Consider the following 21,680-nt stretch of genomic DNA (forward strand, 5'->3'; position numbering starts at 1 on the left):
CTGCAGGAACGTTTTTGAACAAATGGACTTAACTAAATACATATTATTCAACCTCATTATTTTATTCTCAGGAATTGGTTCTGCTCAGGTCGTTTTCAAGGCAGAAGCCAGCAAGTCAGAGATTGGCCTCAATGAATTGGTAGAGGTCACCTTTAAAATGAGTGAGGATAATGATAGTTTTTCACCACCAAAATTTGAAAACTTCGAAATCTTTAGTGGGCCCACGACTTCAATAAAAAACACTTTTATCGAAGGTGAGCGTAGCTATGAAAAAAGTATCACCTTCAGACTAAAACCTAAAAAAACAGGCAATTTTGTTATTGCAAGTGCACGATTTGAAGTTGCGGGTAAAATTTACAGATCGAATACGATCAACATTGATGTTGTTAAAAGTAAAAAAGTAGACCGTGAAGCCCTAGACGCTCTAGAGAAGGAGGTTTTCTTAAAAGTTGAGTACCTAGAAAAGCCTATTACTCAGCAAGATTCTGTTATTGTTACTTATAGATTGTACGTGAGCGCAGATGTTGGAGTTACTAATTGGCGAAAAACTAATGACGGCAAGATCAGTAATGCCACGTCCGATGACATTACACCTGAGATGTATAAAATTGAAAATACCGAAATTGAAGGCAAAAAATTTCGCTCTGTTATAATTAAGAAGTTAAAACTTAAACCAACTAAAAAAGGGAAAATCAAAATCTCACCAATGATCATGGAGGTAACAGCAAATGTACCTACCGGGAAAAAGGACATTTTTTCTAGAAATGTATTAGAAGATAAAATAATAGAATTAAACTCAGATAAAGCCGTCATCGAAGTTGATTAATATGAGATTTGTTAAGCACATATCTATTTTAGTAATGCTGTTTGCCATAACAAGTGTTTCTGCCCAGGTGAAGTTTGAAGCGAAGGTCAGTAAAAAAAAGTTAGGCATCAACGAACGGTTGCGTATTGATTTCGAAATGAACAAGGATGGCGACAATTTTGTTCCTCCAAGTTTTGAAGGTTTTACTGTGGTTGGAGGGCCAAACACATCTCTGATGAATTCTTACGCCAATGGCGTTAAGACCTATCAGAAGACCTACAGTTATTTTTTAGCACCTAAAAAGCGAGGGAAATTTACCATTAAGCAAGCCATTATTGAGATCGATGGAGAGATCTATAAGACATTTCCAATCACAATTACTGTAACTGCAGCAGTTGACAAACCAAACGGACCGCCAGATGCTTCAGACGTGGCATCAGAGAATATTCACTTGGTGGCTGAGGTTTCAAAAACGGACCCATTCTTAAATGAGGGTTTCACAGTAGTTTATAAACTCTATGTTTCGCCAGAAACAGGTGTGAGCAACTGGAGAGAAAAAGATAATCCACGGTATAATGACTTCTGGAGTCAGAACATTGAAATTAAAGGTCTAAATATTCAAAAGGGGTTGTATAAAGGTGAAGAATATCGCTATGTTACCCTTCGGAAAACGGTGCTTTATCCTCAAAAAACAGGAAAGCTAAAATTAGAACCTTTGGTATTAGATGTTACGGTTGAAGTCCCTTCTGGTCGGGCAGATATTTTTGGGCGCCAAATAATGACGAAAGTACCAAAGACCATCACCGCTGGAAGCCGAACAATTAATGTAAAACCGCTTCCTGAGCAAGGTAGACCTGCAGATTTTAAAGGTGCTGTTGGCGATTTTAAACTGAACGTCACCACAAGTAAAAATCAGCTGAATGCTACAGAATCCCTTCAGGCGAAAATTGAAGTTTCAGGTAAAGGAAATTTGAAGCTTTTCGAACTTCCAAAATTAACAACACCTAGTTCGCTTGAAGTATATGAGCCCGAACACAAAGAAAATGTACGTACTAACTTAAATGGCATGCAAGGGCGTATTTCAGACACCTATACAATTGTTCCGCAGTATAGAGGTAAATATCCTATCCCCGCGATTTCTTTTTCTTATTTCGACCTTAAGACCGAAAGCTATAAGCGCATAACTTCCGATGAATTGGTGATCGATGTTTTAGAAGGTCCTACAGCAGCGATAAGTAATTCTGAAGATGCTACAGCTATATCTAATACAAAACAAACTGTAAGGCCAACTACTAACACCTTTGCATTTATTAAAACGCAATCTACTTGGTCTTCAATGGTTAGCGCATCATTCTTTCAATCCACAACATTTTGGTCCATGTTGCTCTTGCCGTTTTTGGCAATCCCAGTTGCAATTGTTATTAGAAGAACGAAGGACAAACGCGATGCTGATGTACAAGGAAATCGAATCCGAAAGGCAGACCGTTTAGCTAGAAAGTATTTAAGTGAAGCCAAGAAAAATTTAGGTCAGAAAGAAGCGTTCTACGAAGCTTTAGAGCGCGCACTACATAATTATTTGAAGGCAAAACTTAATATCGAAACCAGCGATTTCAATAAGGAAAAGATCGAGAATCTTTTGTCTAATCGTAAGGTTCAAGATGAGGTGATCTCTGATTTCATTTCTATTTTAGAAAATTGCGAACTGGCGCGTTATACACCGATAACCAATGTAACCATGCAAAATGATTACGACAGATCGGCAAAAACAATTTCACTAATAGATAAACAGATAAGATAAATTGAGGAAGGTAATTGTCATATTAGTTTTTTGCTTAGGGCTGGTGTCTTTTTCACAAAATGACCAGCGTTTCGACCAGGCCAATGCCATGTATAATGATGGTAAATATGCCGAAGCTATTGAACAATACGAGGCAATATTAGAATCTGGGGTGCATTCTGCAGAGCTTTATTTTAATCTTGGAAATGCTAATTACAAGCTTAATAATATTGCTCCAAGTGTGTATTATTATGAGAAGGCACTATTACTAAATCCGAATGATGACGATATAAAGAACAATTTAGCCTATGCGCAAAACATGACTATAGACGCCATTGATAATGTTCCTCAAGTTGGCTTTGCTCGGATAATTAATAATGTTGTAAATACATTTGCAGCAGATACTTGGGCGAAAATGGCCATCGCTGGTATTATCGTTTTTGTATTGTTATTTTTAATGTATCATTTCGCTCAGGCCACTTCGAGAAAACGATTAGCATTTATTATCAGTGTTGTAAGCTTATTCTTTGGATGCTTTGCTGTGGCTATGGCATTTCAAAAGGAAAGTTTAGATAAAAAAGACAATCCTGCAATTGTTTTTGCTCAAGAATCTAGAGTAAAATCTGAAGCCAATAAGATCTCAGAAGAAGTCTTCAGACTTCATGAAGGCACTAAAGTCCAAGTATTAGAGTCCTATGAAGACTGGAAAAAAATTCAACTTTCCGATAAATCAACAGGCTGGATTCCCGCTGAAGACATAAAAATCATAAAGTCCTTTTAGATTTACTTAACAAAATCATATATTGTAAGTGTTATATTTGTTTATAGCACAACCTATGACTTTGAAAAAAAACCTAGCACTTTTTTTCATGATCTTTTTCATGTTAATTAATAGTGCGCCGACCATTATCATATCATTAGATAACTCTATTGATACCTCTATACTTATGGGTTTAGGTGAAGAAGAAGAAAAGGAAGACATGAAACTTCTTATTGAACTTACTTCTGAAGAGGCAGAGGATACCTCCATAGAACATTTCAATCTAGTAGATGTAGACTATACATCTAAAACATACATTAAGCCACATTTAAATCTAATATTTCCGCCTCCAGAACAACGCTTGGCTTAATCTCCATCAATCAAAAGAAATCATCAGACTTTACATTAACTAAATCAAAACCTTAGATTTTCTGAGGTGCTAACAATATAAAATATGTTTAAAAATTTAAAAAGCGATTTACCAGCTAGTATAGTTGTATTCTTCGTAGCCCTACCACTTTGTTTAGGTATTGCTTTAGCCAGTGGCGCACCTTTATTCTCTGGATTAATTGCCGGAATTATAGGTGGTATTATCGTTGGTTTTTTAAGTGGATCACAAATTGGTGTTAGTGGTCCAGCTGCCGGATTAGCCGCTATCGTGTTAACGGCAATAACAGCCCTTGGGGGTTGGGAAAATTTCCTCGTTGCTGTAGTATTAGGTGGTGCTATTCAAATTATTTTCGGCCTACTTAGGCTAGGAATTATCGGATATTACTTTCCTTCTTCAGTGATCAAGGGAATGCTTACAGGTATCGGAATTATTATTATTCTGAAACAAATTCCTTATTTCTTCGGAATTGATAAAAACCCAGAAGGCGATTTTGCATTTCTTCAAATTGATGGAGAAAACACGTTTACCGAATTGCTTAAAACCCTCAATGCATTATTGAGTGGAAACTTTGATAAGGGTGCGACAATAATTGCCTTAATAGCTATGGGAATTTTACTTTTATGGAGCAATGTATTAAGTAATAAAGGCAGAATCTTTCAACTTGTACAAGGACCACTTGTTGCGGTTGTAGCCGGAATAATATTTTTCTTTTTGACTAGAGATTCTGAAATGGCTCTAAGTGCAGAACACTTGGTTTCAGTTCCGGTACCAGAGAGTTTATCTGATCTAACATCGCTGTTAGCGTTTCCAAATTTTGAAGTAATAACCCGAGGCGATGTCATCGTTACTGGCTTCACCATCGCACTTGTAGCTTCCTTAGAAACACTTCTTTGTGTTGAAGCAACCGACAAGCTAGATCCGCACAAACGCGTAACTCCAACCAACCGAGAATTATTAGCTCAGGGAACAGGAAATATGGTTTCTGGTTTTATTGGTGGACTCCCGATTACCCAGGTAATTGTGCGTAGTTCGGCGAATATTCAGTCGGGTGGACAAACTAAAGCGAGTGCTATCATTCATGGATTTTTCCTATTGATCTCTGTAGTTACTATTCCGCAAATACTAAACTATATCCCATTATCTGTCTTGGCAGCTGTGTTATTTATTGTGGGTTATAAGTTAGCTAAGCCATCGACCTTTAAAGCCATGTATAATGGTGGTTGGATGCAATTTGTACCGTTTATTGTTACTGTATTAGGAATTGTATTCTTAGACCTTCTTAAAGGAATTGGTCTAGGTTTGGCCGTTGGTATTTTCATTGTACTTTACAGAAGTTATAAAAACTCACATTTCTTACATAAAGAAGGCGAAGATATCGATGACGGCAAAATAAAAATGACACTTGCCGAAGAGGTGACCTTCTTCAATAAAGGTGCAATTTTGAAAGAATTAGATCGTGTACCTTCAGATTCAACCTTAGAATTAGACGTTAGGAATACCAGATTTTTAGATAACGATATTATTGAAATTCTTGAAGACTTTGCTTTTAAGGCCAAAGAAAGGAATATCAATATCAAACTGTTTTCTGAACGCGGAATCGTTGAAAACCCAGATAGCTTTGTGACGTTTTTTAAAGCTAAAAAACTATAGAAAATAACATTCAAAAAATCATAAAATATAACTAATGAAAAATATAGCAATCACAAAAGATTTACAAAGCAAAATGACACCTCAGGGTGTTCTCAAAGATTTGCTTGAAGGAAACGATAGATTTGTAAATGGAAATCCTGAGGGTGCAGACAATGCAGCCTTAGTAAACCAAACTACAGCTGGGCAATACCCAAAAGCTGTGGTGTTGTCTTGTATCGATTCGCGCGTGCCTGTTGAGACTGTTTTAGACCAGGCTATTGGTGACATTTTTGTTGCCAGAGTTGCCGGTAATTTTGAAAATACAGACATTCTCGGAAGCTTAGAATATTCATGCAACGTAGCAGGTAGTAAGCTGATCTTGGTTTTGGGTCATGAAAGTTGCGGCGCTGTAAAAGCGGCCTGTGATGGTGTGGAGCTCGGAAATATTACAGCGATGCTAAGCAATATTTTACCCGCAGTAAAGAAGTCTGCCGATGAGGTTGATGGTGAAACAAATTCTTCAAATAAAGAATTCGTTGCCAAAACCGTTGAGAACAACGTTCGTCTTACCATTGAGCGCATTAGAGAGAAAAGCCCAATTCTAGCAGAAATGGAAGAGCATGGCGAGATCGCTATCGTTGGTGGCGTTTATAGCCTCCATTCTGGTAAAGTAGAAATGCTTTAAAATAAATTTATTTAAAGAAGAAGTCGCTGCAAAGCGACTTTTTTTATGCTTCGTCGTCAGTGGTAGTTTCTTCTTCAGCACCACTTTTTATCAAAGTTGGAAAGATCATCGGTGCTAAAGATTTCACGGGTTCATAAAGCGCACTTTTCTCCAGATCTTCCTTCTCCATAAATGGAAGCGTATTATTCATTTTACTAAAAACGATTAATAATACACTTAAGATTAATCCAATTTTAAGAGCACCAAAAGCACCTCCAAGAAGTTTATTTAACATGCCTAAGGCTGCAAAATCTGCCAGTTTAGTTAGTGCCTTTCCAGCTAAACTAATGGCCAAAACAATAAGAATAAATGTTATGGCAAAGGCTACGATATTAATGGTTTTTTCAGTCCAGTCCACTCGCGTGTCTAAAAATTCGGCAGCATAAAAGCTAAAGTGAATGGCCCCATAAATACCAAGTACCAAGGCCAGTAGCGAGGCAATTTCAACGAAAAGTCCTTTAAAAAGACCTCTTACAAAGCCAAATAGAATGAGGGCAGCCAGTACAATGTCGATAATACTCATAGAAATAGTGGTTTGGACAAATGTAATTAATTATGTCATTTTAAGTCTATAACGTAAATCGAGAACATTTAGTTTATTAACTTTGACCCTCGAAAGAATTAGCGGCGCATATTCAAGAAAAATATGGCAAGAGATGAACAGTTAAAAGAGCGATGGGAATTAGTTGTAGAGAAGCTATCTAAGCAATTTGCAGATGGCGATCCTCTAGACCTAGATTCTATTATTTACCTAATTGGTGTACAAGAACTTGGGCAAATTCATCGTGAATATAAAAAGGATCACAAGCTCGATTTGATGCATATTGCCATTTGCAAGCTTTTAGAACCTTATGGCTTCTATGAATTCGATTATGTTGACGACGACGGATGGCCGCATTATAAGGTAAAAGAGCAGCTCCCTTTTTTAAAAGCTGGTGAACAAAGTGTCCTTATGAAAGAGGCCATCGTGAACTACTTCGTAGAAATTGAATATATCGACTGAGATTTTTTAAATTTGCCACCTGAATATTGAAAACATGATAGATAAGTTAAAAGAATTAATTGCTGAAGCTGAAGCGTTTACTGCCGAAACTAAGGAAGAGGTTGAAGCGTTCCGTATACAATATTTAGGGTCTAAAGGATTACTAAAGCAATATTTCGCTGAGTTTAAAAATGTGGCGAACGAGCAAAAGAAGGAATTCGGGCAGACCATCAACCAACTTAAGAAAACGGCGGAAGACAAGGTTAATGCACTAAAAGAAGCTCTAGAAAGTAAGGATGAGGAGAAAGGTATTTATGGAGATTTGTCTCGTCCTGGAGAACCTATTGCTTTGGGTGCACGTCATCCTATCTCAATTGTAAAAAATCAGATTATTGATATCTTTTCACGTATCGGATTTAATGTTAGTGAAGGCCCGGAAATTGAAGATGACTGGCACAATTTCACGGCGTTGAATTTACCAGAATATCATCCGGCGCGAGACATGCAGGATACCTTCTTTATTCAAACCAATCCAGATATTTTATTACGAACGCATACAAGTTCGGTTCAGGTACGCTATATGGAAAGCAATAAGCCGCCAATTCGTACAATATCACCTGGACGTGTGTATAGAAATGAAGCAATTTCGGCGCGTTCGCATTGCTTCTTCCATCAGGTTGAAGGTTTGTATATTGATAAAGATGTGAGTTTTGCCGACCTCAAACAAACACTTCAATATTTTACCACAGAGATGTTTGGGAAATCTAAGATTAGATTACGTCCGTCGTATTTCCCTTTTACAGAACCAAGTGCTGAGGTAGATGTATATTGGGGCTTAGAAACTGAAACTGACTACAGAATTACCAAAGGAACAGGTTGGTTAGAAATTATGGGTTGTGGTATGGTAGATCCTAATGTTTTAGAAAACTGCGGAATCGATTCAAAAGAATACACCGGTTTTGCCTTCGGAATGGGTATAGACCGTATTGCAATGCTGCTCAATCAGATTAGTGATATTCGTTTATTGAGTGAAAACGATGTACGTTTCTTAGAACAATTTAAGTCTGCATTATAATTGACGTTTCAAATTAATTGAATGGTTTTTTAAACGTTCAATCTGTCTAAATCGACATGAAAAAAGACATCTCCATCCCAGAAGTTAAAGACGTTTATATAGCCGTGGTTCAGGAAGAACATTTGGAGTACAAAACCCTCGACTGGAATGCCTATATCATAAACAATAGTGATGCAGATTTAGACACTGTACTAATAGTATCTCAGGGCACTTCCGAAGACAAAATGACGCCACCAATGCGTCATACCATATCTAAATTGCCAGCGCGCTCTTATGCGAAGATCGAATATATGCAAGAGCAGGTTTTAGCACTGAATAATTCGTTCAAGGTTACCTATTTTGAAGGCAACCAGATGTTCGATAAAACCTATTTATTCAGAAAGAACACTATTAATGACAGAGCTTTACAGCCTATTCCTTTAATGCAGCTAAAGGGTGTCTTGGTGAAGTAACTATTAGCTGATAGCAAATGGCTTTTTAATCCAACTTCTCCGTCAATTTTTTAAAGACTTTCTTCGGATTTTTATTCTCATAAAGAATTGCGTAGACCGCATCTATAATTGGTAAACGGGTTTTTTTTAGGTTCTTTTCATTTAGAAGTTTAGCACTTTTAGTAGCATAGTAACCCTCAGCAATCATATTCATCTCAAGCTGGGCCGATTTTACGGTGTATCCTTTGCCAATCATATTCCCAAACATCCTATTTCTTGAGAATACAGAGTAACCCGTAACTAGTAAATCCCCCAAATAAGCCGAGTTATTTATGTTACGTTTCATTTTGTGCATTTTTTTGATAAAACGCTTCATTTCTCGGATGGCATTACTCATCAAAACACTTTGAAAATTGTCTCCATAACCTAATCCATGTGCAATTCCTGCGGCAATGGCGTAAATGTTTTTCAACATCACGGCATATTCCACTCCAATGATGTCATCACTGATTTTAGTCTTAATATAGGAACTCGATAGTTTATCGGCAATGTCATTAGCATTATTTGGGTCTGCGCATGAAATGGTCAAATACGACAAGCGTTCTAAGGCTACTTCCTCGGCATGACAAGGGCCTGCGATAACCGCAATATTTTCGAAAGGAATTTGGTAAATATCATGAAAGTGCTCACCTACTAATAAACCCGATTCTGGTATAATACCCTTCACAGCAGACACTACTATTTTATTGCCAATATCAATGCTTAATTTATTCAATTCAGACTGCATAAACGCAGAAGGAATTGCAAAAATGAGAACGTCTGCCCATTCGGCAATTTCGTTGATATCGTTACTTATTTTGAGCTGTTCAATATGAAATTCAACAGAACTTAAATAGCTTGGATTGTGTTGTTCCTTTAATAAATGTTCTTTGGTGTAAACGCTGCGCATGTACCATCCGACTTCATCTAAGTTTTCGCAAAGCATTTTTACAATGGCAGTTGCCCAACTTCCTGCGCCAAACACAGCATACTTTTTGGAGTCACTCATAGAATACGTTTCGGTTTTCAGTTTCAAAAATACATAAAATATAAATGCCCTGTTTATAGGCGTTGAGAGCCGTTTTTTGAATTTGGCATAGGTTTTGAATTTCTTAAAGTATAAACCCTTAAAACCGTTGAATTATGAAGACATTAAAATTACTTTTCGGATTTGCACTCAGTGCAACCTTGCTTACATCGTGCTACACGGAGCAGATCAATATTAATGATAACGGACCAGCGATTACATTGAATCAATTATTGCAATCTTATGATCTGTGGTATGTTGATATTAACGCTACCCAAGGGTTTGGTGAGACACCATTTATGGAAATTGCCTTCACCTTAACTTTTGATAATGGCCGTTTGTTGGCAAACAATAACCTTGTTGGTATTGGAAGTCAGGGTAATGGCTACGGTGTACAAATAGGAACCTACGCCGCCTATGATATGATCCTGGATATAAACCATGTGATCGATGGGTTTAATAGTTTTGATGTGTACCAAATTGATAATAATACGATTGAATTATACAACCCATTTAATGATACCTCTTATTTTCTTGATGGTTATCAAAGATCAACCTTCAACTACGATTTTGTATTCTATGATAACATTCATTATTTCTTACAAGAATATGAGGCTTGGGAGAAAGTGTATACGAGCGATTTTGGTGCCCTGAATGAATTTGATAATGAAAACTATTTACAGTTTTTATCGGGAGGAAACGACTCAACGTTCAGAAGTTCTCAGGATATAAATGTGAATAATCCGAATAACATTTTTTGGGATTACACAGGAGTCTATGGCGTTGGAAATGTTCCTGGTAATATGTATCTGAAAACTTTAACGTTAGATTATGATTTCTTCGACAATGAATTCTTCGAACTCAGCGTTATTGATGATGGAACTATAGAATTATTCCACGCCGACTCAGGTACAGTTTACGAATTTGAAGGTCGAGGTTATATAGCATATTACAGAACTTCAGATACGTCAGGAAAGATTACAGAACAAAAGGATGCGCCAAAAAAGCGTAAGCGAAAAGCGCCGAAGGTGGACAATCCTAGAGAGAATAAAAGAAACCTATGAGACTAAATTTTTGGTTGGTTATTTAGTTTCAAAGCGCTCAGTCGATACTCGTTGACTGGGCGTTTTTCTTATAAACTTTTCAGAACAGATTCGAGATCTGCATACTCATAAGGTTTAGCAATAATCGTTTTAGAGCTATCTAATAAGAAATACATCGGTGTAGCTGCAACGCCGTAGGTTTTTACAACGGGGTTATTCCATTTTCCCAAACCAAGATTGTGAATGAAATCGGGATACTTTTTGATTTCTTCAGACCATTGCGTCGGTTCGTCCTCTAATCCAAAAGCTACAACTTTGAGGTTATTCATACCAGATACCATTTCCTTTACTTTAGGTAGTTCGTTAAGACAATGACTGCAACCGCTACTCCAAAAAACGAGAAGATAATATTCCGATCCTTCGAGGTTGTGCAAGCTCGTTGTATTTTCGGTTGAGGAAATTTCAAAATTAGGGGCTTTAGTCCCAATCGAAGTATTCTTAAAGGTCGTTAGCATTTCTGCTAGCACTTTGTTGTTGGTCTTTTCAGCGAGCTCAAATAAATGTTCGTCTGAAATAAAATTAGCAACTTCATGATTTTGTATAGTCACGAATCGTTGCCATAAAACTTCGAGTAAGTATATCTTTATGGTATCGTCATTTTTAATGGCTGCCGCAACGTCATTAATCAGTGATTTATAAGTTTCATTGGTTGGATTTTCAACCATTTGAAATACATAAGCCGAAACACGATCTACTAAAAATGAAGAACTCTGAAGTACATAATTACTAAAATCGATCTGACTGAAATAGTGCTTCTTTAAATTTTCGGTATAGGTTTTTACATCTTCATAGGCTTTAGGAATATAAGGCCTATTGGCTTTAATAAATGCTGAAACTAATTTCCCTTCAGAAGACGCTTCATAGGCGGCTTGGCGTTCTTCGAGAACCTTGAATACAGATTGAAAACCGTCTTTATTTTTACCATCTTTAGCATAGTAGTTACCAATCGTCTGATTAACCATATCCATGCTATGGAGATAAGAATTCCAAAGTTTATTTTCTTCAGACTCGGTAAATTCCACACCTTTTTCTGCACTGAAATTGAATGCTACAGACTCTTTACCATCGTAAATAAAATCGAAATGATTTTCCTCAGGAGGAATGGCGTAGATTATTTTATAAATGCCAGGCGCAGCAGCCGAATCGATCGGAATTTCAACTTTGCCAGAATCATCCAATTTACCATAGTTTATGTAATTGGCACCTTGAGGTGTTGATTGATACAAAAATGCGTGTGTATAGCCGTCGTCTAGTGAAAATGTCCCTTTTACACTTTGGGCATTGACCATAAACGGTAAAATAAAAATCAGAAGAAATAGTTGTCTCATTAATTATAAGATTAGCAAAATTATGGCCTCAATAATTACGCCATTATTTAAATTTAGATCGAATACTTTCAATGACCACGGTCAGTAAAATTAAACCACCACCAACAAATGTATGTATTGTTGGGATTTCATTCAAGAAAAAATAGGCAATTATAATTCCGAAGATCGGCTGGCTACTACCTATAATACTTGCTGTACTGGCCTTGAAATATTTCAAGCTATTCACAAATAGCGTATGCCCAATAGCTGTGGTTAACAATGCTAGCAGAATTACATAAGGATATTGAGTGCTTATGTTTGAAGTCCCCATAATGAAAATAAAAGGAATCAATAGCACCGCCAAAACGGCAACCTGATAAAACATTAACATGGTCCCGTTATATTTTACGACATGGCCTTTCAATATTAATATGCGGAGCGAATAGCAAAGTGCCGATAATAATCCTAATAGAATCCCCTGCAACTGACTACTTTTTAAGTCGAATTCAGGGGCCAAAATATAAATGCCAACTAACACTAATAGTCCTAAAAGAATGTGTATGGCGTCAAATTTCACCTTAGTAAATAGCGGTTCTAAAAACGCTGTAATTACCGGAAAGGTGAACAAAGACAACATCCCTATGGCCACATTAGATAATTTGAGGGCATAGAAATAAGTAATCCAATGTGCACCCATAAAGACAGATGCTAAAATGAAGGTCCAGCGATCTTTTCGATTGTCGATTTTAAGATTGATGCCTTTGTATAAACAAAAAATAAGCAAGAACACAGCCGCCAAGACTGAGCGCCACCAAATAATAACTGGCGTTGGCATACTGATGTATTTCCCTAAAGCTCCAGAGGTACTTATAAAAATCGTACCCACGGTAAGCCAAAGCAAATGGTTTAAATGATTTTTATCACTCATTTATTTTTGAAAGTGCCGCTAGGGCATCTTTTGTAGATTTTATTTGTGGGAAGGTAATCAGTAAACGCAATCCGTTTCTGGTTTGTTTTTCTTTCATTTTACAAGCCCTTGGATGTTGTTGCACAAATTGCAACACTCTGGTAAACGAATCACTTTGATAAAATTTGCTCTGCTGATCTTGAATGAAATAACCAATCAGTTTACCTTGTTTCATAATGATCTTTTCGAGTCCCATTTTTACCGCAATCCATTTCAAACGTACGCTATCAAAAAGGTCAATAACTTGTGTTGGTAATTCCCCAAAGCGATCAATGATCTCAGCTTCAAACTGCTCGAGTTCTTCTTCGGTCTTAAGACCATTAAGCTTGGTATATAGATTGAGTCGTTCTGTGATGTTATTTACATAATCATCAGGGAATAACAATTCAAAATCTGTGTCAATGGTAATGTCTTTAACGAATTGCTTAGGTTTACCATCATCCTTATATAAATCTGCAAATTCAGATTCTTTGAGTTCCTCGATGGCTTCGTTTAGTATCTTCTGATAGGTATCGAAACCAATGTCATTGATAAATCCGCTTTGTTCACCTCCGAGGAGGTCACCCGCACCACGAATTTCAAGATCTTTCATGGCAATATTGAAGCCACTTCCTAGTTCGGTAAATTGCTCTAGCGCCTGAATACGCTTTCTTGCATCCGTGGTCATTGCAGAGTATTCCGGAGTTATGAAAAAGCAGAAGGCCTTCTTATTACTTCGACCTACACGACCACGCATTTGATGCAGATCACTCAGACCAAAATTGTTGGCATTATTGATAAAGATGGTATTGGCATTAGGGACATCTAATCCACTTTCAATAATTGTGGTGCTCACTAAAACATCAAACTCGGCATTCATAAAGGCCAACATGAGCTGTTCTAGTTTTTTACCATCGAGTTGTCCATGGCCAACCGCAATTTTTGCGTCTGGTACTAAGCGCTGGATCATGCCTGCGACTTCCTTGATATTTTCAATCCGGTTGTGAACAAAAAACACCTGACCTCCACGCTGAATTTCATAACTAATTGCATCGCGAATAGTAGCTTCATTAAATCGAATAACACGACTCTCAATAGGGTAGCGGTTTGGTGGCGGCGTATTTATTACCGAAAGATCCCTTGCTGCCATTAAACTAAATTGAAGGGTTCTCGGAATAGGTGTGGCAGTTAATGTTAATACATCAACATTCTCCTTGATGGTCTTTAATTTTTCTTTAACGGCAACGCCAAATTTCTGTTCCTCATCTACAATTAGTAGTCCAAGATCTTTAAACTTCACATTCTTATTGGCCAGCTGATGTGTGCCGATAATAATATCGATCTCACCTTTTTCAAGACCTTCTAGGGTTAGCCGTTTCTCTTTAGCAGTTCTAAAGCGATTCACATAGTCTACAGTAACTGGAAAGTCTTTCAGTCGTTTTGTAAACGTTCTGAAATGTTGATAGGCCAAAATCGTTGTAGGCACTAAAACAGCTACCTGTTTACCATTATCTACAGCTTTGAAAGCCGCTCTAATTGCGACTTCTGTCTTTCCGAAGCCAACGTCACCACATACCAAACGATCCATCGGGCGCTCACTTTCCATATCGGCTTTTATATCGGCAGTAGAACTGGTTTGATCGGGGGTGTCTTCATAGACAAACGATGCTTCAAGCTCGTGTTGCATGTAACTGTCTGGCGCATATTGGTAGCCTTTTTTCAGCTTACGTTTGGCATATAGTTTAATAAGGTTGAAAGCAATTTCCTTAACACGCGATTTTGTTTTTTGCTTAAGGTTTTTCCAAGCTTTACTGCCTAGTTTGTAAATCTTAGGAGGCTTTCCGTCTTTACCATTAAACTTAGTGATCTTGTGCAAAGAGTGAATGCTGAGGTAGAGCACATCGCGCTCACCATAAACTAATTTTATGGCCTCTTGCTTCTTGCCTTCAACATTTATTTTTTGTAATCCACCGAATTTACCAATACCATGATCAATATGAGTTACGTAATCTCCAATTTCGAGATTGGTTAATTCTTTAAGGGTAATGGCTTGCTTTTTTGCGTAGCCATTTTTCAGATGGAATTTATGATAACGATCAAATATTTGATGGTCTGTATAAACAGCAATTTGGTGTTCGGTATCTATAAACCCTTGATATAATGACAGAACAATGGTTTTGTAATGCACATTGGTTTCGTGGTCATCAAAGATGTCATGAAAACGCTTAGCCTGCTGCTCGCTAACACAAGCAATATAATTGGTAATGCCATTATCGTGGTTCTCATTGAGGTCTTCGATGAGAAGATTGAATTGCTTATTGAACGACGGCTGAGGTTTGGTGTTAAATGAAATGGCGTTATTACTGAAAATGGCATTCGTTCCAAATTCCACCAAACTGTATTCTAAAAACTGACGTTTAAGTAATTCTGAATTGCAAAACAACGCTTCAGGTTCTGCATGTTTTATGTCTGAAGACAAATGTTTGAAGGCCTCTTCTGCCTTTCCGAAGAACTCATCAATTCGTGAAAAAATGAAGGACGGATTTTTGGCAAAGACAACCGTTTTATTAGAGATGTATTTCAGAAAACTCTCTCGCTTCTCAGCAATTGTCTTATTCGCTACGTTTGGGATGATGCTTACCTTCTTTATGCGTTCAGTAGATAATTGTGTCTCGACGTCGAAGGTTCTAATACTGTCTACTTCATCGCCAAAAAATTCTATACGATACGGCTCATCATGCGAAAAAGAGAACACATCTAAAATTCCCCCACGAACCGAAAAATCACCAGGTTCGGTAACAAAATCCACACGTTTGAATTTGTATTCAAACAGCACCTCGTTTACAAAATCAATACTCAATTCGTTACCTACAGATATTTTCAAGGTATTGCGCTCTAATTCTCTCTTAGTAACTACCTTTTCAAAGAGTGCATCAGTATAGGTAACAATAATAGCAGGTTTTTTACGCGAATTAATTCGGTTTAAAACTTCAGCTCTGAGTAATACATTTGCGTTGTTCGTTTCCTCGATCTGATAGGGTCTTCTGTAGCTTCCCGGATAGAATAAAACATCTTTATCATTTATGAGCTGTTCGAGATCATTCAAATAATAGGCAGCTTCTTCCTTATCGTCAAATACCAGAAGAAAAGGCTTTTCAGAAGTCTTAAATACTTCAGAAATAACAAAAGAAAGTGACGAGCCAACAAGACCTTTGAGATGTGTTTTACTTTCAGAATGGGCAATAGACGTCTGCAGATTTTGCAGTTGCAAAGTCCGTAAAAAGGTCTGCGAGATATGGGTTTTGCTCACTAGCTTACACCATTAGTAATAAGTTGGCAAAGATAATATGTTTTAGGTGATAATGCCGAATTGAGCCGATCAAAATTTAATATCCTTCGCTTCTTTATAGGTTTCATAAAGCTCAGGATAATGATCCTTGAAGATCTGTTTGATATAATTAAGCGGAACGTCTTCGAAATGACCGTAATCATCCAAATAGGTCATGAACTTATGATCATCTCTATTGAATTCTTGCAGAATTGAATCTTCAGTGCCGTCAAAATCTAGAACCTCTACATTGTACATGTCGCAAAGCGATTTATTGAAGGCAGGTGAACATTTTTTCCAGGCACCGTTATAAAACACGTCTACTAGGCCGTGAGGTGCGAGTTCATTAGTACCTAATTTGGCCTCAAGGCGTTCAGCAGCAATGTGATTAGAGACTTTAGCCAGGCGCAATCTGGCAGGAATATGGAGCGCTCGAAGTCCTGCGATGTACAGAATTGCCTTGTCTATGCAATGCGCTTCAGTTTTTGAAATTATTGTACTTGCCTTATAGTGCGCTTCAGTGAGTCCAATATTGTAGGCGTTATAACGCCAACCATCTCGTACCTTAAGATATAGCTTTTCTATTTTTTCTTTTTCTGAAGACAGATCTCGAAATTCAGCAATGAGATCTTGAATTTCCGGACTGTTATAATCGAAATAAAAAGAGTCTTGAAGATAGGTTGAAGTCATGCCCACAAGTTACTTATTTAAGTATAAAAACGGAGTCTAAAATTAGATCGAATTTGTGTTAAATCTACAAGGTTTTTATTTCTCCTCTCGCAGGATACCCACTAGAGTTAATAAAATCTATTACTTTAACAAAGGATGCTAAATGTGGTCTTCCCCAAGGAGTTGAATTTAAGGTTACGAAATATATGGTATTATCTGGTTTAATTAAGAATAATCCTGGTTCGTTAAATACATCTGGTTCGTAGTCTTTAATGGCCTTACTGAGATATAAACCCCAAGTGTTAGCTGTTGAAGCCTCTAGGCCATATCCAATCATCAAACGATCAGATAATTCCCATTTCATTCTTGATTTTCTTGCTCTTGCTTCACTATCCATGCTTATGGCAATAACATCAACGCCTTTTTCTGCATAGGTATCCAAGAGGCCATCAAGTGTTTTGAGATAATTTTCGCAGACAGGACAATGCAAGCCTCTGTAAAAAACCAACATGCTGAAGTTTTGTGGATTTTGATCTTTGAGATTCCAAGTGTCTTCTCCTAATAGCTTTACAGTAAGCTCAGGCGCCAGGGTTTGTGGTGTGATTTTCTGTTGTGTTGTCATAGCTTAAGCGTTTAAAATATAATCTTTGATATGTTGATCAAAGCGTATAAAATCATTTTCTATATCTGGATTTTTTAGGACGTCATAACAAACGAAGGTTGGTAGTGCCTTCATTCCGAAGAATTTAAAATTCAAGTGAGTAGGCCAGAAGAGATCATCTACACTTTTACCTTCAAAGAACCATTGGTCGTTATCATTAAAGGCGGCTTTTGGAGCATTAAAAGTTAGGGACAACATATATTTCTTCCCAACAAGGGTACCGCCTGTGCCGTATTGTTTAGAATTATCTTTACGGGTACGACCATCGCCATCGCATAAGCGACCGTCCATGCCAAAACTGTACACATAATCTTGATACTTTTTAAAGCTCCAAGGCGTCGCCATCCAGTTTACTGGCATTTGAACTACAATAAGATCTGCCCATTGGTGTTTGGCAATCTCCTCATCAATATTGTATTCGTCTTGCATGGTAGTGGTTTTTATTTCAAAATCTTTATCCTGAAGTAGGCTTTTTAGGCGATTCACCAAACTACTATTTAGCTTACCTTTTGAGAATTCATAAGGTTCATGACCGTTAATTAAAAATATATTTTTCATTGAATTGTTTTAATTGTATCACAAAGTTACTATTAATAGTTTATTTTAGATACTAATAATAAAATTTTCACTAAATTTGTGGTAACTAATTGGTAACTATGCCTCGTAAAGTCATTGAAAATCCGAATAGCTGTACACTTGTTCATGCCATGAATATGATTGGTGGTAAATGGAAACCCATCATTATTTATCTATTGGCCAATGGTGCTTTGCGCTTTGGGAAATTATTGATATTTATTCCAAATATTTCAAAAAAAGTACTCACGCAGCAGCTAAGAGAATTGGAGGAGGATGGGATAATTATTCGTCAGCGTTTTGCAGAAACACCACCGCGAGTAGAATATTCTTTATCTGAACGAGGAAAAGGACTACTGCCTGTATTAAAGCAACTCAGTATGTGGACTGAGGACAACTTTAAATCGATTGAATTTGAAGCCTGCAGAATTGTAACCCTTTAGAATTTCAAAACGTCATTGACTCACCATCTTCAGGAATAAGTGTCTTCTCCGAAAGGCCTTCTTGTTCAAAACGCACTTTAAGATCTGAACGTTTGGTCGGACAATGATTAACCGCTTCTAAATGATTAGCAATAACTTTTCCAGGAGCTGTTTTTGTAAATCTTATAATGTCATCTACACGCATTAATAATGGCTGAAAGAAATCGAGTTGTGCAGTTCCTGAGGCTACCACTGAGATATCAGGTTTGTATTCTTTTAAAACCTTTTCAACATCAGTAGTATATATGGTGTCACTACTTAAGTATACACTTGGTTCCTTTGGAAATTCTAGGTAAAATCCCATCACATTACCCATGGGTTTTGCTACATAACCATAACCATGTCTGGCTGGGATACCTTCAATTTTTCCACCTAAAAAAACTTCAGGTGTCCAATAGTCAAGTGTTTGAACCACATTTAATCCTTTTTGTTTGAAAAGCGCTTCATCTAAACGACTACAGGTAACAGGAATATGTTTTGCCTTCAGAAATTCTTCAGCAGCGTTATCAATATGATCGGGATGTTTATGAGTGATCAAACAATGGGTCACTTTATCTAAAAGTGGTTGACAATTATCGGGCAAGTCAACAATAGGATTTCGCTTAGGTTTAAACCTAAAAATGGTAAATGGTGGCGCAGCGGTTCCTTTCTTACCTAACATAGGATCAACGAGAATAACATGATCGCCAGTTTCAATGATCATGGTAGCATTTCGGATATGATGAATTTTCATGAAGAACAAATAAAAGATGACTACTAAGTTACAATTTGGAGTGAAATAATTTTAAACCTTTCAATTATTAAAACTATAATTATTTACTATCTAATCGATGACATTTTTAAACTTCAACGATTGCATTGTAGAAGCTAAAATATTTTTGACATGAAAAGATTAAAATTTATCCTTCTATTGTTTGTTGTAATCGGTCTATCAAATTGCAGCAATAGCGACGATAGTGATGACGACCAAAATACCGATAATTTCGCCGAACTTATTTTAGGTAGCTGGCAACCTACGTCGGTTTTATTGAATGGCGCACCTGAAGAAGGGCCTTGTGTTCTAGACTGGCGATTTACGTATAACAATGATGGCACTTACGGTTCAGGCCGAGGTGGTATGGGAATTTGTGGAGGATTAGGCGGAACAGGCCTATACGAAGTTACTGGCAATAGAGTATTATTAAACTCAGCAATGGGTGATGTGAATTTTGAATATATTATTCAAACATTAAATGAAGATACCTTCATATATGAGGAGCGAATTTTAACAGAAGGCTTCCCAGATAATGTTCGATTATTTACCTGCGAAAAAATAGAAGAATGACGGCATTTTTATTTTAGGTTTAGACTATATTTGCACCTAGATAAAAATATAACATATGTCAATTTCAGATTTATTCGAAAGTGGATTTAAAAAACGAAATGAAGACCATTTTGCAGCTATTGTTAGAGTAGCCATGAGCGATGGAATTATTAATGATGCTGAAAGAGCGTTTTTAGATCGTTTAGCCGTTCGATTAGATATAACAGAACACGATTACAAGGCTATCTTGAAAGATTACAAAAGCCACCCTGTCAATGCACCGCATTCGTACGATAAGCGTTTAGAGCGCTTGTACGACCTAGCACGAATGGTTTGGGCAGATCATATTGAAGGTGAAAATCAAGTAGCACTTTTAGAAAAATTATGTGTTGGTCTTGGCTTTAACCCTGAGAATGTGAAGTACATTGCTGATAAAGCGTTAAGTCTGGTTTATTATGAGGTAGATCTTTACGAATTTACCGAGAAGATGAAAAAAATGAACCAATAAGGAGCAACAAAAATCTAAGAGAAAAGTGAACAGAAATGTTCACTTTTTTATTGCGAATTACGCATAAATTCTTCTGCCTTTTCAACCATATTTTTACTTCCGCAAATAAAAGGTACGCGCTGATGTAGTTCAGTAGGTTCAATCTCTAGGATTCGATTAAATCCATCACTCGCTTTTCCATTGGCTTGCTCAGCCAAAAATGCCATAGGATTACATTCGTAAAGCAACCTTAATTTTCCATTACTTGCTTTCGAACTTTTAGGATACATGTAGATGCCACCTTTAATCATATTTCTATGGAAATCTGAAACTAAAGATCCAATATATCTTGAAGTATACGGTCGGTCTCCTTCCTCTTTTTGGCAATACTTTATATAATCCTTGATGCCTTGAGGAAAGTGAATATAGTTCCCCTCATTAACCGAATATATACGCCCATCTTCAGGGAATTGCATATTAGGATGAGATAAGTAATACGATCCTATAGCCGGATTTAAAGTGAAACCATTTACACCATCACCAGTGGTATAAACCAACATGGTTGAGGTACCATAAATAATATACCCAGCAGCAACCTGATTAATACCTTTTTGAAGAAAATCTTCCATTTGTACAGGTGAACCCACAGGTGTAACTCTTCGAAATACTGAAAAGATAGTTCCAACGGAAACATTTACGTCGATATTAGAAGATCCATCGAGTGGATCAATTAATACCACATATTTGTTTTGGTGATTTTCATCCTGACTATTAATGGTGATAAAATCATCTTCCTCCTCACTAGCAATTCCGCAAACAATGTTTCTATTCGTCATTGTTTGAATAAATTTCTCATTGGCATAGACATCGAGTTTTTGCTGATCCTCACCTTGAATATTGGTGTCGCCAGCAGCACCAAGAATATCTACTAAACCTGCTTTGTTTACTTCGTGATTAACAACCTTTGCGGCTAATCGAATAGAATTTATAAGTCTTGAAAGTTCGCCAGAAGTATATTTGAAAGAAGCTTGGTTTTCAATAATAAACTCACCGAGAGTTTGATTGCGTTGAGACATGAACTGCTGTATTGATTATTTGGCACAAATATCGCATTTTTTAACAAACTATAACGTTTTCGTAGTTTAAATAAATTGTTATCTAAAGTCAGTTTGAATTATATT

The 21,680-nt window shown here is 37.0% G+C and carries 23 protein-coding genes; 13 read left to right on the top strand and 10 right to left on the bottom strand.

All coding sequences use genetic code 11. The features are described from left to right. Positions 1–22 precede the first annotated feature (22 nt). From DDY94_RS13035 to DDY94_RS13060, 6 genes are all read left to right on the top strand, one after another. A complete protein-coding gene (locus tag DDY94_RS13035; protein WP_111684693.1) occupies positions 23–826 on the top strand; it encodes a BatD family protein in 804 nt (267 codons plus the stop codon). 1 nt (position 827) lies between these two features. Then, positions 828–2,603, top strand: coding sequence for a BatD family protein (locus tag DDY94_RS13040; RefSeq protein WP_111684695.1), 1,776 nt, complete (start codon positions 828–830; stop codon positions 2,601–2,603). Position 2,604: 1 nt separating this feature from the next. After that, positions 2,605–3,363 (top strand): tetratricopeptide repeat protein, encoded by a 759-nt coding sequence (locus DDY94_RS13045; protein ID WP_111684697.1) that lies wholly within the window; start codon positions 2,605–2,607, stop codon positions 3,361–3,363. 55 nt (positions 3,364–3,418) lie between these two features. After that, entirely contained in the window at positions 3,419–3,712 is a 294-nt protein-coding gene (locus DDY94_RS13050; RefSeq protein ID WP_232817871.1) for a hypothetical protein, read from the top strand. 84 nt (positions 3,713–3,796) lie between these two features. After that, entirely contained in the window at positions 3,797–5,383 is a 1,587-nt protein-coding gene (locus tag DDY94_RS13055; protein ID WP_111684701.1) for a SulP family inorganic anion transporter, read from the top strand. 34 nt (positions 5,384–5,417) lie between these two features. Further along, entirely contained in the window at positions 5,418–6,047 is a 630-nt protein-coding gene (locus DDY94_RS13060; protein ID WP_111684703.1) for a carbonic anhydrase family protein, read from the top strand. Positions 6,048–6,090: 43 nt separating this feature from the next. Here DDY94_RS13060 and DDY94_RS13065 read toward each other — a convergent pair whose 3' ends face one another. Next, entirely contained in the window at positions 6,091–6,609 is a 519-nt protein-coding gene (locus DDY94_RS13065) for a CvpA family protein (RefSeq protein ID WP_111684705.1), read from the bottom strand. A gap of 123 nt (positions 6,610–6,732) precedes the next feature. Here DDY94_RS13065 and DDY94_RS13070 point away from each other — a divergent pair, with 123 nt between their 5' ends. Genes DDY94_RS13070 through DDY94_RS13080 form a run of 3 tightly spaced genes read left to right on the top strand, consistent with a single transcriptional unit; the run spans position 6,733 to position 8,595 of the window. Further along, the gene (locus tag DDY94_RS13070) at positions 6,733–7,089 is read left to right on the top strand and encodes a hypothetical protein (protein ID WP_111684707.1); all 357 of its coding nucleotides are present in this window, start codon (positions 6,733–6,735) and stop codon (positions 7,087–7,089) included. Positions 7,090–7,123: 34 nt separating this feature from the next. After that, on the top strand, positions 7,124–8,143 hold the full coding sequence (gene pheS / locus DDY94_RS13075; protein ID WP_111684709.1) for a phenylalanine--tRNA ligase subunit alpha: 1,020 nt from the start codon (positions 7,124–7,126) through the stop codon (positions 8,141–8,143). 56 nt (positions 8,144–8,199) lie between these two features. Then, positions 8,200–8,595, top strand: a complete 396-nt coding sequence (locus DDY94_RS13080; RefSeq protein WP_111684711.1) for a hypothetical protein — start codon at positions 8,200–8,202, stop codon at positions 8,593–8,595. 25 nt (positions 8,596–8,620) lie between these two features. On the opposite strand, the gene DDY94_RS13085 is transcribed toward DDY94_RS13080, so the two are convergent. Continuing rightward, positions 8,621–9,622 (bottom strand): NAD(P)H-dependent glycerol-3-phosphate dehydrogenase, encoded by a 1,002-nt coding sequence (locus tag DDY94_RS13085; protein ID WP_111684713.1) that lies wholly within the window; start codon positions 9,620–9,622, stop codon positions 8,621–8,623. Positions 9,623–9,756: 134 nt separating this feature from the next. Between DDY94_RS13085 and DDY94_RS13090 the strand changes: the two genes are divergently transcribed. Next, a complete protein-coding gene (locus DDY94_RS13090; protein ID WP_111684715.1) occupies positions 9,757–10,704 on the top strand; it encodes a nicotinic acid mononucleotide adenyltransferase in 948 nt (315 codons plus the stop codon). A gap of 68 nt (positions 10,705–10,772) precedes the next feature. Here the strand turns inward: DDY94_RS13090 and DDY94_RS13095 are convergent, their stop codons facing one another. The 6 genes from DDY94_RS13095 to DDY94_RS13120 form a co-directional block, all read right to left on the bottom strand. Next, positions 10,773–12,071, bottom strand: coding sequence for a TlpA family protein disulfide reductase (locus tag DDY94_RS13095; RefSeq protein WP_111684717.1), 1,299 nt, complete (start codon positions 12,069–12,071; stop codon positions 10,773–10,775). Between the two features lie 43 nt (positions 12,072–12,114). Next, the gene (locus DDY94_RS13100; protein WP_111684719.1) at positions 12,115–12,978 is read right to left on the bottom strand and encodes a DMT family transporter; all 864 of its coding nucleotides are present in this window, start codon (positions 12,976–12,978) and stop codon (positions 12,115–12,117) included. Further along, entirely contained in the window at positions 12,971–16,306 is a 3,336-nt protein-coding gene (gene mfd / locus DDY94_RS13105; RefSeq protein ID WP_111684721.1) for a transcription-repair coupling factor, read from the bottom strand. The genes DDY94_RS13100 and mfd overlap by 8 nt, the downstream gene beginning before the upstream one ends. Positions 16,307–16,375: 69 nt before the next feature. Further along, complete coding sequence (locus DDY94_RS13110) at positions 16,376–17,014, bottom strand: transglutaminase-like domain-containing protein (protein WP_111684723.1); 639 nt, start codon at positions 17,012–17,014, stop codon at positions 16,376–16,378. A 64-nt stretch (positions 17,015–17,078) separates the two neighbouring features. Continuing rightward, the gene (locus tag DDY94_RS13115; protein ID WP_111684725.1) at positions 17,079–17,615 is read right to left on the bottom strand and encodes a peroxiredoxin-like family protein; all 537 of its coding nucleotides are present in this window, start codon (positions 17,613–17,615) and stop codon (positions 17,079–17,081) included. Positions 17,616–17,618: 3 nt separating this feature from the next. Next, positions 17,619–18,212, bottom strand: coding sequence for an NAD(P)H-dependent oxidoreductase (locus DDY94_RS13120; RefSeq protein WP_111684726.1), 594 nt, complete (start codon positions 18,210–18,212; stop codon positions 17,619–17,621). A 98-nt stretch (positions 18,213–18,310) separates the two neighbouring features. Here DDY94_RS13120 and DDY94_RS13125 point away from each other — a divergent pair, with 98 nt between their 5' ends. Then, entirely contained in the window at positions 18,311–18,670 is a 360-nt protein-coding gene (locus tag DDY94_RS13125) for a winged helix-turn-helix transcriptional regulator (protein WP_111684728.1), read from the top strand. A gap of 4 nt (positions 18,671–18,674) precedes the next feature. Here the strand turns inward: DDY94_RS13125 and DDY94_RS13130 are convergent, their stop codons facing one another. Further along, positions 18,675–19,442, bottom strand: a complete 768-nt coding sequence (locus DDY94_RS13130; RefSeq protein WP_111684730.1) for an MBL fold metallo-hydrolase — start codon at positions 19,440–19,442, stop codon at positions 18,675–18,677. A 150-nt stretch (positions 19,443–19,592) separates the two neighbouring features. Between DDY94_RS13130 and DDY94_RS13135 the strand changes: the two genes are divergently transcribed. Next, positions 19,593–20,033 carry a lipocalin family protein gene (locus DDY94_RS13135; protein ID WP_111684732.1) on the top strand — a complete coding sequence of 147 codons (441 nt, stop codon included), beginning with the start codon at positions 19,593–19,595 and terminating at the stop codon, positions 20,031–20,033. A gap of 55 nt (positions 20,034–20,088) precedes the next feature. Beyond that, entirely contained in the window at positions 20,089–20,520 is a 432-nt protein-coding gene (locus DDY94_RS13140; protein WP_111684734.1) for a tellurite resistance TerB family protein, read from the top strand. Between the two features lie 47 nt (positions 20,521–20,567). Here DDY94_RS13140 and fbp read toward each other — a convergent pair whose 3' ends face one another. Then, positions 20,568–21,575: a class 1 fructose-bisphosphatase gene (gene fbp, locus DDY94_RS13145; protein WP_111684736.1), complete on the bottom strand. Its 1,008-nt coding sequence runs from the start codon at positions 21,573–21,575 to the stop codon at positions 20,568–20,570. Between the last annotated feature and the right edge of the window lie 105 nt (positions 21,576–21,680).

The sequence above is a fragment of the Winogradskyella tangerina genome, assembly GCF_003260205.1.
GTDB lineage: Bacteria > Bacteroidota > Bacteroidia > Flavobacteriales > Flavobacteriaceae > Winogradskyella > Winogradskyella tangerina.

Coding starts and splice junctions, on each gene's coding strand:
- DDY94_RS13035 (WP_111684693.1), top strand. CDS start 23: ATGGACTTAACTAAATACATATTATTCAACCTCATTATTTTATTCTCA.
- DDY94_RS13040 (WP_111684695.1), top strand. CDS start 828: ATGAGATTTGTTAAGCACATATCTATTTTAGTAATGCTGTTTGCCATA.
- DDY94_RS13050 (WP_232817871.1), top strand. CDS start 3,419: ATGACTTTGAAAAAAAACCTAGCACTTTTTTTCATGATCTTTTTCATG.
- DDY94_RS13055 (WP_111684701.1), top strand. CDS start 3,797: ATGTTTAAAAATTTAAAAAGCGATTTACCAGCTAGTATAGTTGTATTC.
- DDY94_RS13060 (WP_111684703.1), top strand. CDS start 5,418: ATGAAAAATATAGCAATCACAAAAGATTTACAAAGCAAAATGACACCT.
- DDY94_RS13065 (WP_111684705.1), bottom strand. CDS start 6,609: ATGAGTATTATCGACATTGTACTGGCTGCCCTCATTCTATTTGGCTTT.
- DDY94_RS13070 (WP_111684707.1), top strand. CDS start 6,733: ATGGCAAGAGATGAACAGTTAAAAGAGCGATGGGAATTAGTTGTAGAG.
- pheS (WP_111684709.1), top strand. CDS start 7,124: ATGATAGATAAGTTAAAAGAATTAATTGCTGAAGCTGAAGCGTTTACT.
- DDY94_RS13080 (WP_111684711.1), top strand. CDS start 8,200: ATGAAAAAAGACATCTCCATCCCAGAAGTTAAAGACGTTTATATAGCC.
- DDY94_RS13085 (WP_111684713.1), bottom strand. CDS start 9,622: ATGAGTGACTCCAAAAAGTATGCTGTGTTTGGCGCAGGAAGTTGGGCA.
- DDY94_RS13090 (WP_111684715.1), top strand. CDS start 9,757: ATGAAGACATTAAAATTACTTTTCGGATTTGCACTCAGTGCAACCTTG.
- DDY94_RS13095 (WP_111684717.1), bottom strand. CDS start 12,071: ATGAGACAACTATTTCTTCTGATTTTTATTTTACCGTTTATGGTCAAT.
- DDY94_RS13100 (WP_111684719.1), bottom strand. CDS start 12,978: ATGAGTGATAAAAATCATTTAAACCATTTGCTTTGGCTTACCGTGGGT.
- DDY94_RS13110 (WP_111684723.1), bottom strand. CDS start 17,014: ATGACTTCAACCTATCTTCAAGACTCTTTTTATTTCGATTATAACAGT.
- DDY94_RS13115 (WP_111684725.1), bottom strand. CDS start 17,615: ATGACAACACAACAGAAAATCACACCACAAACCCTGGCGCCTGAGCTT.
- DDY94_RS13120 (WP_111684726.1), bottom strand. CDS start 18,212: ATGAAAAATATATTTTTAATTAACGGTCATGAACCTTATGAATTCTCA.
- DDY94_RS13125 (WP_111684728.1), top strand. CDS start 18,311: ATGCCTCGTAAAGTCATTGAAAATCCGAATAGCTGTACACTTGTTCAT.
- DDY94_RS13130 (WP_111684730.1), bottom strand. CDS start 19,442: ATGAAAATTCATCATATCCGAAATGCTACCATGATCATTGAAACTGGC.
- DDY94_RS13135 (WP_111684732.1), top strand. CDS start 19,593: ATGAAAAGATTAAAATTTATCCTTCTATTGTTTGTTGTAATCGGTCTA.
- DDY94_RS13140 (WP_111684734.1), top strand. CDS start 20,089: ATGTCAATTTCAGATTTATTCGAAAGTGGATTTAAAAAACGAAATGAA.
- fbp (WP_111684736.1), bottom strand. CDS start 21,575: ATGTCTCAACGCAATCAAACTCTCGGTGAGTTTATTATTGAAAACCAA.